This window comes from Nitratireductor sp. GISD-1A_MAKvit (assembly GCF_040819555.1).
In the GTDB taxonomy this organism is placed as follows: domain Bacteria; phylum Pseudomonadota; class Alphaproteobacteria; order Rhizobiales; family Rhizobiaceae; genus Nitratireductor.
In genome coordinates, this window is sequence record NZ_CP161920.1 from 1,800,328 (window position 1) to 1,815,872 (window position 15,545).

Genomic DNA, 15,545 nt, shown 5'->3' on the forward strand with positions numbered 1-15,545 from the left:
GAGGGCTTGCGAAGTCTCAGCGTGTGCCGAAGCGGCTGCGTGGAGGCAGAACAGGCGCTCCATAGCGGCTGAATTCTTCCGCTTCCTGGCGCTCCTGCAGCAACTGGGTGTTCTCGCGCGCGCCTTTCGGCGTGTAGGCGCCGTAGGCTTTGTCGCCCACCTGTGAAGAGGCGGGGACAGGGGACCCGATATCGAGAGGAGAGGGCTCCTGCGCGGCGGTAAAGCGCCCGGTATCACGAAGCCGTTCGACGATGGCGGCGAGGTCCACCGATCTGTCCACATCCTGCGGGGTTTTCGGCCTGCTCCGGTCGCCCTGCTGCTGGCCGGGCAGCGCGTGGGAGGGCAGTGCCTCGAACTTCATGCGCATCGTCGTTGCGACGCCTTCACCGAAGGCGATGGCCTCCTGCCTGCCCATGGCCGACAGAAACGACAGCGTGGAGGCCGAAGAGTCCGCGATGGCCGAACGGATGATCGCCTGATCCTGATCATTGGCAAGCCGCATGGCAAAAACGGTCGAGCACTGGGACAGGACGGTGGGATCAAGCTCGCCGGGGCGCTGCGTGACCACACCGAGAAAACAGCCGTATTTTCGCCCTTCCTTGGCGATGCGTGCCAGCGCGTGCCGTGTCGGTGCGAAACCGAGACGCGGGTCGGCGGGCATGTAACGATGCGCTTCCTCGCACACGACGAGTAGATTGAGTTTGCCATCGCTCCAGAGAGCAAGGTCGAAGGCAAGCCGTGCCATGACGGAACAGACCGAATTGACCACCTCTGGCGGCATGCCGGCCATCTCGAAGCAGGTTACCGTTTTGCCGTTGGCGGGAATACGAAACAGCTTTCCGATTGTTTCGTGGATCGTGTCTTCGATGACACGGGCATTGAACATGAAGCGGTAGCGCGGGTCGTTGAGCGCTCCCTCTATGCGCGACTTCAGGCTGCGGTACAGCGGGCGCTCCGCTCGGGTTTCCAGTTGCCCGACACGTGCATCGATCTCCTTGATCACATCGGCCATGCGATAGGGGACCGGCGTGTCGGCGGTGAGTCCGTTGGCATCCTGAGACCGGCGCAGCGAGGATGCGCTGCTGGATGCTCGGTAATTGTGCTTGGCGTGGGGGATGAGATCCCGAAGCAACTCGACTTCCTCTGCCACGGGTTCGCGCCCGCGAAACAGGACCTCGACCAGCTCTTCCAGACGAAACAGCCAGAATGGAAGTTCAAGGGTCGAGGGGCCGACGCGCACGGCGTGTTCCGGCAGGGCGGAGGCGAACTCGTTGTGTGGATCAAGAATGAGAACACGCAGATCCGGGCGCGATGCGATGGTCTTGCGCAGCAGAAGTGAGACCGCTGACGATTTGCCCACGCCTGTGGTTCCAACCACTGCAAAATGGCGATTGAGCGTGTCGTCGACCGCAATGCAGGCGTCGATCGCTTCATCCTGGGACAGTTTTCCTATGACGGCCTGTTGCCTGCCGGCAAGATCGTAGACCGCCTGCAGGTCGCGCGAGCGAATGCGGTGAGCCGGCGCGCCGATATGGGGATACTCCGTAATGCCGCGGTCGAAGACCGGTTGCAGGCCGCGGTCTCGCACCTCGCCTACCAGCTCGACGGAAATGGCGATGGGGTTGGCTTCTCCATTGCGCCAGCGATGCTCCGGTCGCTCCACCGCATAGACAAGACCGACGGTGCGGGTGGCGCCAAGATTGATGGAGATCATCTTGCCGACGGTCCAGTAATTGGTCTGGCCGTTTTCGTCGACCTCGGTTTCTGCCGCGATGGTGGCGCGGGCACCGTCGCAATGCACCACATGGCCGAGCAGGCGGGTGCGCGGCTGGTCGGCTGCGCGCCTTTCCTGCGAAGTGGTTTCTCCCTGCGTTGTCCCGCGCTCCACAAACATTTTCTCACCCCATTTCCCTCATGGGGAGACTAGGGCAAGCGGGTTAAGGTGTCGTGAGAGGGTATGGTTGAGGTTGGGTTAACAGCGTGATGCGAGGTGCCGGCAACAACCCTGTTGACGAGGGGTTCCCGCAACCTTATTGTGCGCGACCATGATGACAGGAAATATTCTTATCGTAGGAAGGCGCATGGGCAAGGCGGCGTAGCCGTCTGGCGAAAGCTCCCATGCGCGAAACACAGGCTCCTCCGGGGGCCTTTTTTATTGGCCCGGTGTTTCCTTGGGAGCGCGGGGCGGCTAAACAAACTTCGCCGGTAGAGAGAACGGAAGACCAAGATGAACAAGGCAGTGTCGGAGCCAGCAGCGGATGCATCCGCCCATCGGGAAATGACGGGTGCGGAGATCGTCGTGCAGGCGCTCAGGGACAATGGGGTCGAGGATATTTTCGGATATCCGGGGGGCGCCGTCCTTCCCATTTATGACGAGCTCTTTCAGCAGGAAGACATCCGCCACGTTCTGGTGCGCCATGAACAGGGGGCGGGCCATGCGGCAGAAGGCTACGCACGCGCAACCGGCAAGGCCGGTGTGATGCTCGTGACCTCCGGTCCTGGCGCCACGAATGCCGTTACGCCGCTGCAGGACGCCCTGATGGATTCCATTCCGCTCGTTTGCATCAGCGGTCAGGTGCCGACGGCGCTGATCGGCTCCGACGCCTTTCAGGAGTGCGATACGGTTGGGATCACGCGCCCGTGCACGAAGCACAACTGGCTGGTGAAGGATGTCAACGAACTTGCATCGATCATTCACGAAGCCTTTCATGTGGCGACCACGGGGCGACCGGGGCCGGTGGTTGTCGACATCCCCAAGGACATCCAGTTCGCCAAGGGGAGCTACACCCCGCCCCAGACCGCACCGCGCACCAGCTATCACCCGCAGGAGCAGGGTGACATCAACCAGGTCAAGGCCGCGATCGAGCTGATGGCCCACGCGAAGAAGCCGGTCATCTATTCGGGCGGCGGCGTGATCAATGCGGGGCCGGAGGCAAGCCAACTCCTGCGCGAGCTGGTGGACCTCACGGGTTTCCCGATCACGTCTACGCTCATGGGGCTGGGCGCCTATCCCGCATCCGGTGACAAATGGCTGGGCATGCTGGGCATGCACGGCACCTATGAGGCCAACATGGCGATGCATGACTGTGATGTCATGCTTTGCATCGGCGCGCGCTTCGACGACCGCATCACCGGTCGGCTGGACGCTTTCTCGCCGAACTCGCGCAAGATCCATATCGATATCGATCCCTCTTCGATCAACAAGAACGTCCGTGTGGACGTGCCGATCATCGGCGATGCGGGGCGTATTCTGGAAGATCTGGTTCGGTTGTGGCGGGCGACGACCAAGGGCAACCGGGATGCGCTCAAGCCCTGGTGGACCCAGATCGACATCTGGCGGGCTCGGGACTCTCTCGCCTACAAGCCGAACAATGACGTGATCATGCCGCAATATGCGATCCAGCGTCTTTATGAACTGACAAAGGATCGGGATGTCTATGTGACGACCGAAGTCGGCCAGCACCAGATGTGGGCTGCGCAGCATTTCGGCTTTGAATCGCCCAATCACTGGATGACCTCGGGCGGCCTGGGCACGATGGGCTATGGCCTGCCGGCTGCCCTTGGCGTGCAGATCGCGCATCCCGACGCCCTGGTGATCGACATTGCCGGTGATGCATCGGTGCAGATGACCATTCAGGAAATGAGCGCGGCGGTGCAGCACAATGCGCCGATCAAGATCTTCATCCTCAACAACCAGTATATGGGGATGGTCCGCCAGTGGCAGCAGCTTCTGCATGGCAACCGGCTCTCCCATTCCTATACGGAAGCCATGCCAGATTTCGTGAAACTGGCTGAAGCCTATGGCTGTCACGGCATTCTGTGCGACAAGCCGGGTGAACTGGACGATGCGATCCGCGAGATGATCGAGATCGACAAGCCGGTGATCTTCGATTGCCGGGTGGCGGCACTGGCCAATTGCTTCCCGATGATCCCATCGGGCAAGGCGCACAATGAAATGCTGCTGCCCGACGAGGCGAGCGACGAGGCGGTCGCCACGGCCATCGACGAGAAGGGGCGGCAGTTGGTGTGACGGTATTGCGTTGCGTCTGCAAGGCGTAGCGCTTTGTTATCAGTCAGTTACACAATGGTTTTGCAAAAGAGATTCATGCAATGAATGCGCAGCTACAACCCACCGGCTCGGCTTACTTCATCACCAAGGAAACGGAGCTGGCGCAGACGCACACGCTGGCCGTTCTCGTTGACAACGAGCCGGGTGTGCTTGCCCGCGTGATCGGTCTCTTCTCCGGGCGCGGCTACAACATCGACAGTCTCACGGTGTCCGAGACCGAACACGAGCGGCACCTTTCCCGTATCACCATCGTTACCCGGGGCACGGCGCATGTGCTTGAGCAGATCAAGCATCAGCTCGAACGCATCGTGCCGGTTCATCGGGTGGTGGATCTTTCGGTGGTGGCCGATCAGCGTGGTCACGACCGCCCGATGGAGCGCGAGCTTGCGCTCGTCAAGGTTCGCGGGCAGGGGGATGACCGCGTGGAAGCGCTTCGACTTGCCGACGCGTTTCGCGCGCAGGTGATCGACGCCAATACGGAACACTTCATTTTCGAGATTACCGGACGTGTCTCGAAGATCGAGCAGTTCATTGCCATCATGAAGCCGCTTGGTCTTGTGGAAGTGTGCCGTACCGGCGTTGCCGCAATGAACCGCGGCCCCGAGAGCATGTAAGCGCGATCCGGATCGAGCCCCAGCCAGATGGGCCGGTAAGGCGGAATGCGTGCCTTGCCGGCCTTTTTTATGAATGAGGCTCACGATGAACATGGTCGCGGCGGAAGGGGAAGGTTGCGGTTAATCTTTTAGCCGGCTATATATACCGATTGGCGACGGAGTGGTCTGATGGCCAGGATCGACGAAGCCACGGTAAGCTGGCGTGTGTTTCTGTTCGTGTTTTCGGTTTGCGTGGCGTTTTTTGCCATTGGATGGGCTCGGAATGACGGCCCTGAAAAGAAGCCGCAACTGGAAGTGATCGGCGGAAATTTCTCGGTTGATAATGAAACATCACGTCTTCGCTACAACCTCGTGATCAAAAAGCGCCGCAAACTGCGCCATGGCATGATCATCGAAGCGGATTTCGAGGACCCGGCCGGCCATGGGTATTACGTCGTGCGCATGCGGACCCAGAGATGGCGCAGCCGCTACGTTCTGCGCTCGCCGCCCGTTTGCGGAGTGCGCGCGCGTAAGCGCTACCTGGTGATGCTTCGTCTTTTCAACGACAGGGGCGACCAGCAATTGTGGAGCGATGTGGTCTATGTCACCAGCCAACTGGGGGAGGACCTGCTGTCGCAGGTTCCGGTGACGACCCGACCCGGCCGCGACTTCACGCCCTACCAATAGAGCGATTGCGGCCTGTTCACGCGGTGCCGAATCTGCTTTCTGGATTCCCATGGAATTCTCCCCGCAACAGGATGCAGCGCTCAACGCGGTTGCGAGCTGGCTGAAGGCTGGCCAGAGCCAGGTTTTTCGCCTGTTCGGCCATGCCGGAACCGGCAAGACGACGCTGGCCCGGTATTTTGCCGAGCATGTGGATGGCGATGTGCAGTTCGCCGCCTTCACCGGCAAGGCCGCTCAGGTGCTGCGGTCGCGCGGCGCCACCAATGCGCGCACCATTCACTCCCTGATCTACCGCCCGCGAGGCGAAGAAGAGATCGAGGATGAGTTGACCGGACGGACATCGATTTCGCCGACCTTCTCGCTCAACCGGCAGAGCCCGATCGCCAAGGCGGCCATGGTCATCATCGACGAGTGCTCGATGGTGGACGAAGCGCTGGGGCGCGACCTACTGTCATTCGGAACGCCAATTCTGGTGCTGGGCGACCCCGGTCAGCTCCCTCCGATCTCCGGCGGCGGTTTTTTCACCGAGCATGAACCGGATCACCTGCTGACGGAAATTCATCGGCAGGCCAGGGACAATCCGATCATCCAGCTTGCGCTTGATGTGCGGGAAGGGCGGGACATCCCTTATGGCGACTTCGGAGCTGCGAAGGTCATATCCAAGGCGGAGGTCGATCGGGATCTTGTCCTGTCGGCCGATCAGGTGCTGGTTGGGACCAACCGGACACGCAGACGCTACAACCAGCGACTGCGCGAGCTGAAGGGGTTTGATGCAGGCTATCCGCAGGCTGGAGACAAGCTTGTGTGCCTGCGCAACGACCCGGCCAAAGGGCTTCTCAACGGGTCTTTGTGGAAGGTGATGACATCATCTCGTGAAACGGTGAAGCCGGGCATCAATCTGCTCGTGTCGCCCGAAGAAGACGATCCCGATCGCGGCGTTGCCAAGATCAAGCTTCTCAAGGCAGCGTTTGAGGACCCGACTGCGGAAATTCCCTGGCAGACGAAGAAGCGGTTCGACGATTTCGACTATGGATATGCGTTGACCGTTCACAAGGCCCAGGGCTCACAGTGGGACGAGGTGGTGCTTTTCGACGAAAGCTACGCTTTCCGCGATACGCGCCAGCGCTGGCTTTACACCGCGATCACGCGGGCATCTGAACGGCTGACCATCGTGCGATAGGCACCGACGGCGTGCTCAGTCGCTTATGATCGGCGTATCCGGATGAAACGCATGGGCGACGAAGGCAAAGGTCACGTCGTGAGCGACATCTTCGCCGTCGAGCATGACGCGTACAGTGCCCACATCACGGCCGGACGCGATCCTTGCGGTGTCGAGCGCCGAGGCGACCCCTTTCTCGTAGGTCACGGTGTAGCCTTCACTTCTGAAACCTTCGCGCCGCACTTTTTCAAGGCTCACCACTATCGGTTTGTCAGCGGTACGAATGACCACCACACGGGCCATGGGAGCGATGTTTTCGGGCATGTCGCCCGAATAGAGGAACGGCGCAGACGCGCTGTCGTATCCCGCATAGGGGTTGCGGCCGTAATCCCGGAAAGAGGGATCGGTGGGCACAAGAACCGCGCCCTGCGGGTGCTCCTTTGCATAGGTGGAAAATGACACGATGCGTGAGGGGATGAGCTTCAGCTTCTCTCCGGTCAGTTCCCCCGCAATTGCCGTGCCTGTGAACTGCTGCCACCAGCTCTCGGTCTGACGGTCATACATGACGAGGTCGGAGTTTCGGAGTTTGCCGGTGGTTCCGAATTCCAGCGTTTTGCCCGAAACCCTTCGGTCAAACACGATCGAGGCGTTGCAAAGGGGACAGTAGGTGACCGCGACGGGGGTTGCGCCGAACTCGTCGTTGACGATCTCGTGCCAGGTCAGAATCCTCAAAGGGTAGGCACGAACCGTGCCTTCAACGGTGAGCTGAATGACCGGCTCCTGACCGCCAAGCCCGGATATCGCGGATGCCGGGCGAAACTCCGGTCGGTCGATGGAAGGAATGCCGTCTCTTGGTGGCCCGCCGGAAAGGATTTCACTCGATTCCACCGACATTCTGGAGAAATCCGTCTTCCACCCCTCCCGTGCCCATTGCTCGGGATCGGCATGGGCGTGGGCTGTGGGGAGGGCGACAAGGAACAGGATGGCGATCAGACGGCGCGCGCGGATTTTCATTGTATCCACCTTTCCCATTCAGCGTTGCATCGAACCACCAGGGCCCGGCTGAGATGTGAGAACGCGGATCATGCGGTCCGATATGGACGACCCCGAACGCGGCCCTGAGGCAGCCTGATTTCAATGGAAATGGAACACACCTGTTCCTTCACGGACAAATCACCTTTGCGGGACCTCCTCTGAAAGCATGGGATTAGGCGGGTTTTGCATCCAGCCACTTCCAGGCGTCCTCCACCTTTTCATAGGGGAAGTGCTTCATTTCCATGGAGAAAAACGGTCGGAAAAAAGCAATGGTGGTGGCCATCCAGGACGGGCCGCCCGCCACGGCATATTTCCGGATGTGTTTCAAAGCATGGGTTTTGCCGACGATTGTCTGTTCCTTGAACGCGGCCCTGCCAGTCGAAGCCCTCATAATCGTGGATGATGACAAGCAGGTCGATCTTGTCGTGCACCTCATAGGCCCCTTCTAGCAGGCCGTAGAGATTTTCAACATCGGCGGCAGTGATGTGACCCACCACCTCGAATGCATAGGCGTCATCGCGACTTGTCTCGATGCGACGCACATTGGGGGGATTGTCGTTGATGGTCATGCTCAGCTCCTGGCGGCATTCTGGACTGCCTGCACGATCAACGCGATCTGGGCCTGTCCGTTCCCTTGCGAACGCGGTATGGAGCGATGGTAACTCATTGGGCGCAACAGAAAAGCAGGATATAAAATGCCGGCGAAACTCTCCGTCAATCTCAACGCCGTCGCCATGCTGCGCAATCGCCGGGACCTGCCCTGGCCGAGCGTGACGGGGCTTGGGCGCATCGCGCTGGAGACGGGGGCCAGCGGGCTGACCGTTCACCCCCGCCCGGACCAGCGCCATATCCGCTTTGCGGATCTGCCGGAAATCCGGGCGCTGCTGGATGATGACTTTCCTGACCGCGAATTCAACATCGAGGGGTTTCCCACCGAGGATTTTCTCGCCCTCGTGGAAGAACACCAGCCCGAACAGGTGACGCTTGTGCCCGACGATCCGGCACAGGCGACCTCGGACCATGGATGGGATTTTGCCGGGCAGGGTGATTTTCTCCGTCCCATAATCGCGCGGCTGAAGAAGAATGGGTTTCGCGTTTCGCTTTTTGCTGACCCGGACCCTGCGCAGGTGCCAGCTGCGGCCGAGCTCGGCGCGGACCGGATAGAGCTTTACACGGGGCCTTACGGCGCCTGCCACGATGATTCCGAAAAGGCCGCTATCGAACTGGAAATGCTTGGGAAAACGGCAGACATAGCCGCAGCCCACGGGCTTGGCATCAATGCCGGGCATGATCTGACGGTGGCGAACCTTCCCGCCCTTGCACGCCGTGTGCCCGCCCTTTGCGAAGTCTCCATCGGGCATGGCCTGACCGCTGACGCACTGGAACATGGCATGGTCGAAACCGTGCGCCGCTTCATGCGCGCCTGCGAGGGGTGACGCGTTCGCAGGTTTGCCTGAAAATGGTCACTGCAATGCCCCGAACGTTAATGCGGGCGGACAGGTTTTGTTAGGATTCCCTGTCTTATGCATGGAGCGGGTTTTGAGGTGTTTCCATGCGTATCATTGCAGCGACCGTGCTGCTGGCGCTGGCGTTGGCAGGCTGTGCCTCGACGCCGCGCAGCATCAACAATGTCTGTTCCGTCTTTGACCAGAAGCAGAGCTTTTTTGGCGGCTGGTATACCCATGCCAAGCGCGCCGAGCGCAAATATGGCGTGCCGGCGGAGGTGCTGATGGCCACCATCCGCATCGAATCCGGCTTTGACGCCGATGCGCGCCCGCCGCGCCGCAAGCTGCTTGGCTTCATCCCCTGGAAGCGGGCATCGAGCGCCTATGGGTATTCGCAGGCGCTGGACGGCACCTGGCTGCGCTACAAGCGCGAAACCGGCAATCTGTTGGCGCGGCGCACGCGCTTTGCCGATGCCGTGGACTTCGTCGGCTGGTACCACCAGACGAGTCATCGCACCAACGGGGTGGCGCTGAACGATGCCTACGGTCTTTATCTCAATTATTATGCGGGGCATGCGGGCTATCGGCGCGGCGTGTGGCGCAACAATTCCCATATGCAGAAAGCCGCACGCAAGGCGGCCGGAATGGCGAGCCGCTATGGCGAGCAGATGCGGCAGTGCGGGCGGTAGATCCGGCCAGACCCACATTCCTCACCTGTCTAGACGGTTCTTTTCGGATTGTTTGAAGGCCACTTTCACGAGCCCGTGAATTTGCGGCCGGAGGCGACTTGCAATCTGGCTCCCTGTGTGACAGAACCGTACCGTACGGTACGATTTGAACGGGGCCTGAAACCTGCGTGCGCCACATGCCTGAAATACAGGACGAATATACACCGCGCCAGCGCGCGGTACTGGACAAGGCGCTCGGTCTTCTGGTGGAGGGCGGTGAACGCGCGCTGACCACCGCAGGGCTGGCGCGGGCGGCCAATTGCTCCAAGGAAAGCCTCTACAAATGGTTTGGCGATCGCGACGGGCTTCTGGCCGCGATGATCGCGCATCAGGCGAGCAAGGTGCGCGCCCGGATAGACGGTGGCGAAAAGCTCGACCATGGCCGCTTTCGTGCGCATCTGGTGGATTTTGCCAATGATCTTCTGCAGGTTTTGAGCGGAGACGTTTCGCTGGCGCTCAACCGGCTGGCGATCGGACAGGCGAGCCGCGAGGGCAGCCGGCTGGGGGCGCTTCTGATCGAACGGGGGCGGCATGGCATCGACAAGCGCGCAGGCGCGCTTCTGGAAGCGGGCCGTCAGCGCGGTCTCATCGTCTATGGCGACCGTGACGCCGCCTATCACACACTTTACGGCCTGATCGTGCGCGATCTTCATGTGCGCATGCTTCTGGGCGAGGCCGGTGTGCGCCGGCCGGAGAACTACGCCGCGCTCGCCGAGGAGGCGGTGGAGCAGTTTTTCGTGCTCTTCGGGGCGCGAAAAGAAGAGACGACAGGCCGGGACAGGATCTAGGCAGTCGAAAACGGACAACAACAAGTTGGATCAGGAAAGGAACTGAGTATGCGGGTGTATTACGATCGCGATGCCGATCTCAATCTCATCAAGAGCAAGAAGGTCGCCATTATCGGCTATGGCAGCCAGGGCCGCGCGCACGCGCTGAACCTGAAGGATTCGGGCGCCAAGGATATCGCCGTTGCGCTGCGTCCGGGCTCTGCGACCGCCAAGAAGGTCGAGGCCGATGGCCTGAAGGTGATGTCGGTGGCGGAGGCGGCCGGTTGGGCCGACCTGATGATGATGGCCACGCCCGACGAGTTGCAGGCCGGCATCTACAATTCCGAGATCGCGCCGAACATCCGCGACGGTGCGGCCATTGCCTTTGCGCACGGCCTCAACGTGCATTTCGGCCTGATCGAGCCGAAGAAGACCGTCGACGTTCTGATGGTCGCGCCGAAGGGCCCGGGCCACACGGTGCGTGGCGAATACGAGAAGGGCGGCGGCGTGCCGTGCCTTGTCGCCGTTCATCAGGACGCTTCGGGCAATGCGCTGGATCTTGGCCTTTCCTATGCCTGCGGCGTGGGCGGTGGCCGTTCGGGCATCATCGAGACCACGTTCCGCGAAGAGTGCGAGACGGATCTCTTCGGCGAGCAGGTCGTTCTGTGCGGCGGTCTGGTCGAGCTCATCCGCGCCGGCTTCGAAACGCTGGTCGAGGGTGGCTACGCTCCAGAAATGGCCTATTTCGAGTGCCTGCACGAAGTGAAGCTGATCGTCGACCTCATCTATGAGGGCGGCATCGCCAACATGAACTACTCGATCTCCAACACGGCCGAGTGGGGCGAGTATGTGACCGGTCCGCGCATCATCACGGAAGAGACAAAGGCGGAGATGAAGCGCGTTCTGCACGACATCCAGTCGGGCCGTTTCACCACCGAGTGGATGCAGGAGTGGCACGCAGGGGCTGCCCGCTTCAAGGCGACGCGCCGCCTGAACGACGAGCATCCGATCGAGGAAGTTGGCGAGAAGCTGCGCGGCATGATGCCGTGGATCTCCAAGAACAAGCTGGTGGACAAGGAAAAGAACTGATCTTTTCCGAAGTCTCAGACAGAAGGCCGCGGCACCGCCTGCGGCCTTTTTCTTAACCGGTCCTTCATCTGCCTGTCCCACCATGAAACACGGAAGCTGGCACGGTTTTCGCTGCGAATGCTTCAGGGAAGGGCAGCTGCGAGGAGACGAGGATGATTTCGCAAGCGCAAAGACACTCACTTCCGGGCCGCCCGGTTTCCACCGAGCGGCGCCACGAGCCGCGCGATGCGGTGGCGCGGCGGGCGCGGCTTTTCTGGAACAATGGCGCATGCATGCTTCCTGGCATGGTGCGCGATCTGAGCGAAAGCGGCGCGCGCATCCGTTTCGGCGATATCTGTGCCGTGCCGGATGAATTTTATGTCGAGATCGAAGGCAGCGACCGCGTGCGCCCCGCCGCGATCCGCTGGCGAAGCCTGACGGAGATCGGCGTGGCATTCGGGTGAGGGGCCACTGGCGATAACCCTGGCAAAGCGGTCATTGAGGCCGCGACTGCAATCTGGCGGCAATCAATGCGCCTTCAATTCAGCCATTCGCGATCTTAGAGCGAGTATCCGTAAGGCTGCCGTCCGTGGCACTCTGCGCCAAGTGATCAAATGGGCGGGAAGTGTGAATTCGCTGCGGCGTACGCAAACCACGCTCAATGTACTGATAGCGGACGTTCCATGGCAGCTTCCGCCAGTGGCATGGGTGGCGGACACTGTCTTGCAACCGTTGACTTACCACGTTGCAACCTTTGATGTCCCGTGCGAACATCCAGCTTATATCGTCTGGACATACTTGGAATACAATCATGCAGGTCAATGAACTAGAGTTTCAAAACTTAGCTCAAAATCTTTTGAAGCCCTACAAAAAGCGCTCAGCCACTGAATCAACGCAATTTCTGCGGTGGTTTCTTGAAAATATTTTTCGTACAGAAGTACAAGATGCAGATGACGCATGTGTCGACAATAAACAGGACAAAGGCGTTGACGGCATTCTCGTAAATGACACCTTGGAGGTCGTATACGTCTTCCAGGCCAAGGTACGTCAGAAGGCCGATTCCAAGGTAGGCGATACTGACCTCAAGGAGTTTTCTGGCACCCTCAAGCAGTTTGCGTCGGGTGCAACAGTTCAAGCTCTGCTGGACGGTCAAGCGAATGCGCAACTAAAGGCAGCGTTGCTCAGAGGGGGAGTAAAAGCGAAAATTGAAGCGGGCTACACTGTGGAGGGGGTATTCTGTTGCAATGCCGAGCTGAATAGCGACGGAAAGGCGTACGTCGCCTCAGCGCCTGAAATCTCTGTGTACGATGCAGCGCGTATTGCCGCAGAGTTTGTCGATTTGGATGCTTCGATTGGCATCAAAGACAAATTTGAGTTTGATACGTCCGATACTGAAGTGATCGAGTATCAGACTGCCGATGGCGTTTCGGCCCGCATATTTCTCGCCAATGCTCTGCAACTAACGCATATGAAGGGAATCGCCGATCAAACGTTGTTCAGCCAGAATGTGCGTCTGGCGCTCGGTAATACAAAGGTTAACAAGTCACTTGTGGCGAGTATTCGCGACAAGAGTGAGCACAAGAACTTTCCACTCTACCACAATGGCATAACAGTCCTGTGTAGTGCCATAGATGAAACCAAAGCGGAGCGTCTCGGTATCCAGGATTACGTCGTGGTAAACGGCGCCCAGAGCCTCACTTCACTACTCAGTTCAAAGGCAAGCATTACGGCTGACTTGCGGGTACTGGTGAAGGTTGTCGCCTTGGGTGACGATGCACAGTTGTCTGAAAAGATTACCCACAATAGCAACAACCAAAACGCGATCAAGGCTCGCGACCAGAAATCCAACAATCCGATACAACAGCGGCTAAAGAAAGAGGTAGCTGCACTCAAATACTCCAACTTTGTGCTTGAGGTGAAGCAGGGTGAGTTAAACCCTAAGAAGGAGGTACTTCGAAACGAAGATGCAGGGTTGGCATTACTGGCGATAGACCTTGGCGAGCCGTGGACATGCCACCAAAAGTACAAGGTCATGGACGAGTCACATGCAAAGATTTTCGGTAGGTCAGATGTTGCAGGCGCGAAACTCGTCTTTTGTCATCTGCTGGTAGAATCGATGCTCGGGGTATTGGATGGCTTCGATGATCCTGTGTTCGGCCACTACAACCTTACAAAGTTTTTTCTGGCACATGCGGTTAGCCAGATCGTACAGGGCGAAGATGCGGTGAAAGATGTTCTGACTGACCCAAGAAAACTGTTTGCCGAGGGTAAGATTGATGACTTTGTAAAGGTCTTCGCGGAGATTGCCTCCACTACCGTTGACGATCTCAACGCAGAAATTGGAGAGCTGATCGAAGAAGACAAATTTGACCACAAACGCGATCTCAAGAGCCCGACATGGTGTAAGACAATGACCGGAAAACTGGTTTCCGCGTACAAGAAGGACGTAAAAAGGAAACGAGTAGAGCCGATCGCTGACCTATTCTCCGGGTACATCTAGATTTGACTTGTTCCCTTCTGCGAGTAGGTGGCCGCCCCATCTAGCTGTTGCAAATCGCATAAGACTATCCAAGGATGGCCCTTGTCGGCATCTGGCAGCCAACCGTTTTTGCAGATTCAACGAATGGCGGCTTCGGCGAACTGCGTTGCAGCATCATATCGGCGGGTGAAGGTCGGCAATGGGCCGTAAGTCACAAAGCGGGTTATGGAGATCAGTGCCCGCTTTCCCCCAATTCTGCCTTCGGTCGCCACCCGATCACCTAGGTTTTTGAGCGGCGAGGGTCGTGCTTCTAATGGCGGCAAAAGCGTGCAAGCAGTCGCGGGGCACCCTTGGGACGCTTCTCGGCAGTGTCTGCGTCCGTCAGAAAACCCGCTGATCACCGCCGCGGTCGCACCAGCTCTTCCTCAATCCCACCCTTTCAGGCCCAAGAGCTTTTCTCCCAGCTCGGTGAGCTTCGCCGTCTTCGCGTTCTTCTTCTCCCATTCGCGCGGGTCGCCGGGGAAGGCGTCGCGTTTGGGGTGGTCGCGTTCGCGCCACAGGCGGATGCGTTCAAGGCGCTCTTCCTCGTTTTCGTATTCGGCCGGGTGCATGGAGATGTATTGCGCCATCCGCACGCGATCCTTCGAATGATTGGGCCGCACGCCATGCGCCAGAAGCGAGTTGAAGATCAGAAGGTCGCCGGCTTCCATATCGATATTGGTGATCTTGAAACCGGTCGTGTCGGGGTGCATCGGGTCGCGGTCTTCGGGCTGGGTCTTCACCCATTCGTCAAAATGCTCGAACAGCTCGGGAATGCACTGGAAACCACCGACATCGCCATCCTGCTTCTTCAGGCTCAAGACACCCTGAACACCGATGGGCAGGGGACGGAGCGATGTGTCGGCATCCCAGTGGATGAAGCCGTCGGGATTGCCGGGGTTTTTCTTCGGCACGTTCAGATTGGCGCGGTCGATGGTGACCCAGAGGTCTTCGCGGTCCCAGATGTCGACAAAGGCATCGTAGATGCGCTTTTCCATGCGATTGTCCCACAGATACTGGTGATTGTAGATCTCCAGCATGCCGGTGTTGTTGAGCTCCTTCATCTTGTGCTCGCGCCGCTGCGGGGCGTACCAGGTGGTCGGGTCGCTGGGGTCTTTCTCGTCAAACGCCCACAGCAGCTCGACGAGACGCTCGACATTCTCGCGGGGGGCGGCCTGGCGCACGATCACGTAGCCCTTCGTGACCCAGTGTTGCCAGTCGTCTTCAGAAAGCACGCGCAGCGGAAGTGTTTTCTCGATGTCCTTGAGCTGTGTGGCGACCTTGCTGGTCGAAGGGTGCGCATCGCGCTTGATGGCTGTGTCCTGCACGGTTTCCTCCCAGATATCCTGCATCACGGGAGCATCGGTCCATGGGACGGTCCGGGTCGAACCGTTGCGATGCTCCATCAACACCTTTGATCGTCTCTTGCGCGTTGAGGCCGCGCCGTGACGATCCGGCTTTCAGATTAGCGCCGCCAAG

General features: G+C 59.3%; 13 protein-coding genes and 1 pseudogene. 10 read left to right on the forward strand and 4 right to left on the reverse strand.

The genetic code is table 11. From position 1 onward, the window contains the following. Positions 1–16: 16 nt before the first annotated feature. Positions 17–1,894: an ATP-binding protein gene (locus AB2N04_RS09910; RefSeq protein WP_367718611.1), complete on the reverse strand. Its 1,878-nt coding sequence runs from the start codon at positions 1,892–1,894 to the stop codon at positions 17–19. A 333-nt stretch (positions 1,895–2,227) separates the two neighbouring features. Between AB2N04_RS09910 and AB2N04_RS09915 the strand changes: the two genes are divergently transcribed. From AB2N04_RS09915 to AB2N04_RS09930, 4 genes are all read left to right on the forward strand, one after another. Beyond that, positions 2,228–4,030 carry an acetolactate synthase 3 large subunit gene (locus AB2N04_RS09915; protein ID WP_367718612.1) on the forward strand — a complete coding sequence of 601 codons (1,803 nt, stop codon included), beginning with the start codon at positions 2,228–2,230 and terminating at the stop codon, positions 4,028–4,030. A gap of 80 nt (positions 4,031–4,110) precedes the next feature. After that, on the forward strand, positions 4,111–4,683 hold the full coding sequence (gene ilvN, locus AB2N04_RS09920; RefSeq protein WP_367718613.1) for an acetolactate synthase small subunit: 573 nt from the start codon (positions 4,111–4,113) through the stop codon (positions 4,681–4,683). Between the two features lie 168 nt (positions 4,684–4,851). Further along, entirely contained in the window at positions 4,852–5,349 is a 498-nt protein-coding gene (locus tag AB2N04_RS09925; protein WP_367718614.1) for a hypothetical protein, read from the forward strand. A gap of 49 nt (positions 5,350–5,398) precedes the next feature. Further along, positions 5,399–6,526: an ATP-dependent RecD-like DNA helicase gene (locus AB2N04_RS09930; RefSeq protein WP_367718615.1), complete on the forward strand. Its 1,128-nt coding sequence runs from the start codon at positions 5,399–5,401 to the stop codon at positions 6,524–6,526. 15 nt (positions 6,527–6,541) lie between these two features. On the opposite strand, the gene AB2N04_RS09935 is transcribed toward AB2N04_RS09930, so the two are convergent. After that, positions 6,542–7,519, reverse strand: a complete 978-nt coding sequence (locus AB2N04_RS09935; protein ID WP_367718616.1) for a DUF3179 domain-containing protein — start codon at positions 7,517–7,519, stop codon at positions 6,542–6,544. A gap of 193 nt (positions 7,520–7,712) precedes the next feature. Continuing rightward, positions 7,713–8,109: pseudogene (locus AB2N04_RS09940) on the reverse strand (STAS/SEC14 domain-containing protein). 126 nt (positions 8,110–8,235) lie between these two features. On the opposite strand from AB2N04_RS09940, the gene AB2N04_RS09945 reads away from it, so the two are divergent. The 6 genes from AB2N04_RS09945 (at position 8,236) to AB2N04_RS09970 (ending at position 14,048) form a co-directional block, all read left to right on the forward strand. Then, positions 8,236–8,976, forward strand: a complete 741-nt coding sequence (locus tag AB2N04_RS09945; protein ID WP_367718617.1) for a pyridoxine 5'-phosphate synthase — start codon at positions 8,236–8,238, stop codon at positions 8,974–8,976. 116 nt (positions 8,977–9,092) lie between these two features. Then, on the forward strand, positions 9,093–9,674 hold the full coding sequence (locus tag AB2N04_RS09950; RefSeq protein ID WP_367718618.1) for a hypothetical protein: 582 nt from the start codon (positions 9,093–9,095) through the stop codon (positions 9,672–9,674). Between the two features lie 176 nt (positions 9,675–9,850). After that, entirely contained in the window at positions 9,851–10,501 is a 651-nt protein-coding gene (locus AB2N04_RS09955; RefSeq protein ID WP_367718619.1) for a TetR/AcrR family transcriptional regulator, read from the forward strand. 48 nt (positions 10,502–10,549) lie between these two features. Then, positions 10,550–11,569, forward strand: coding sequence for a ketol-acid reductoisomerase (ilvC, locus tag AB2N04_RS09960; protein ID WP_367718620.1), 1,020 nt, complete (start codon positions 10,550–10,552; stop codon positions 11,567–11,569). Between the two features lie 152 nt (positions 11,570–11,721). Then, positions 11,722–12,012, forward strand: coding sequence for a PilZ domain-containing protein (locus AB2N04_RS09965; RefSeq protein ID WP_367718621.1), 291 nt, complete (start codon positions 11,722–11,724; stop codon positions 12,010–12,012). 347 nt (positions 12,013–12,359) lie between these two features. Then, on the forward strand, positions 12,360–14,048 hold the full coding sequence (locus tag AB2N04_RS09970) for an AIPR family protein (protein WP_367718622.1): 1,689 nt from the start codon (positions 12,360–12,362) through the stop codon (positions 14,046–14,048). 404 nt (positions 14,049–14,452) lie between these two features. Here the strand turns inward: AB2N04_RS09970 and AB2N04_RS09975 are convergent, their stop codons facing one another. Continuing rightward, entirely contained in the window at positions 14,453–15,418 is a 966-nt protein-coding gene (locus tag AB2N04_RS09975; protein ID WP_367718775.1) for a phytanoyl-CoA dioxygenase family protein, read from the reverse strand. Between the last annotated feature and the right edge of the window lie 127 nt (positions 15,419–15,545).

What these genes read in the sequence shown, in the direction of transcription:
- AB2N04_RS09910 (WP_367718611.1), bottom strand. Translation starts at nt 1,894, where the DNA reads ATGTTTGTGGAGCGCGGGACAACGCAGGGAGAAACCACTTCGCAGGAA.
- AB2N04_RS09915 (WP_367718612.1), top strand. Translation starts at nt 2,228, where the DNA reads ATGAACAAGGCAGTGTCGGAGCCAGCAGCGGATGCATCCGCCCATCGG.
- ilvN (WP_367718613.1), top strand. Translation starts at nt 4,111, where the DNA reads ATGAATGCGCAGCTACAACCCACCGGCTCGGCTTACTTCATCACCAAG.
- AB2N04_RS09925 (WP_367718614.1), top strand. Translation starts at nt 4,852, where the DNA reads ATGGCCAGGATCGACGAAGCCACGGTAAGCTGGCGTGTGTTTCTGTTC.
- AB2N04_RS09930 (WP_367718615.1), top strand. Translation starts at nt 5,399, where the DNA reads ATGGAATTCTCCCCGCAACAGGATGCAGCGCTCAACGCGGTTGCGAGC.
- AB2N04_RS09935 (WP_367718616.1), bottom strand. Translation starts at nt 7,519, where the DNA reads ATGAAAATCCGCGCGCGCCGTCTGATCGCCATCCTGTTCCTTGTCGCC.
- AB2N04_RS09945 (WP_367718617.1), top strand. Translation starts at nt 8,236, where the DNA reads ATGCCGGCGAAACTCTCCGTCAATCTCAACGCCGTCGCCATGCTGCGC.
- AB2N04_RS09950 (WP_367718618.1), top strand. Translation starts at nt 9,093, where the DNA reads ATGCGTATCATTGCAGCGACCGTGCTGCTGGCGCTGGCGTTGGCAGGC.
- AB2N04_RS09955 (WP_367718619.1), top strand. Translation starts at nt 9,851, where the DNA reads ATGCCTGAAATACAGGACGAATATACACCGCGCCAGCGCGCGGTACTG.
- ilvC (WP_367718620.1), top strand. Translation starts at nt 10,550, where the DNA reads ATGCGGGTGTATTACGATCGCGATGCCGATCTCAATCTCATCAAGAGC.
- AB2N04_RS09965 (WP_367718621.1), top strand. Translation starts at nt 11,722, where the DNA reads ATGATTTCGCAAGCGCAAAGACACTCACTTCCGGGCCGCCCGGTTTCC.
- AB2N04_RS09970 (WP_367718622.1), top strand. Translation starts at nt 12,360, where the DNA reads ATGCAGGTCAATGAACTAGAGTTTCAAAACTTAGCTCAAAATCTTTTG.
- AB2N04_RS09975 (WP_367718775.1), bottom strand. Translation starts at nt 15,418, where the DNA reads ATGCAGGATATCTGGGAGGAAACCGTGCAGGACACAGCCATCAAGCGC.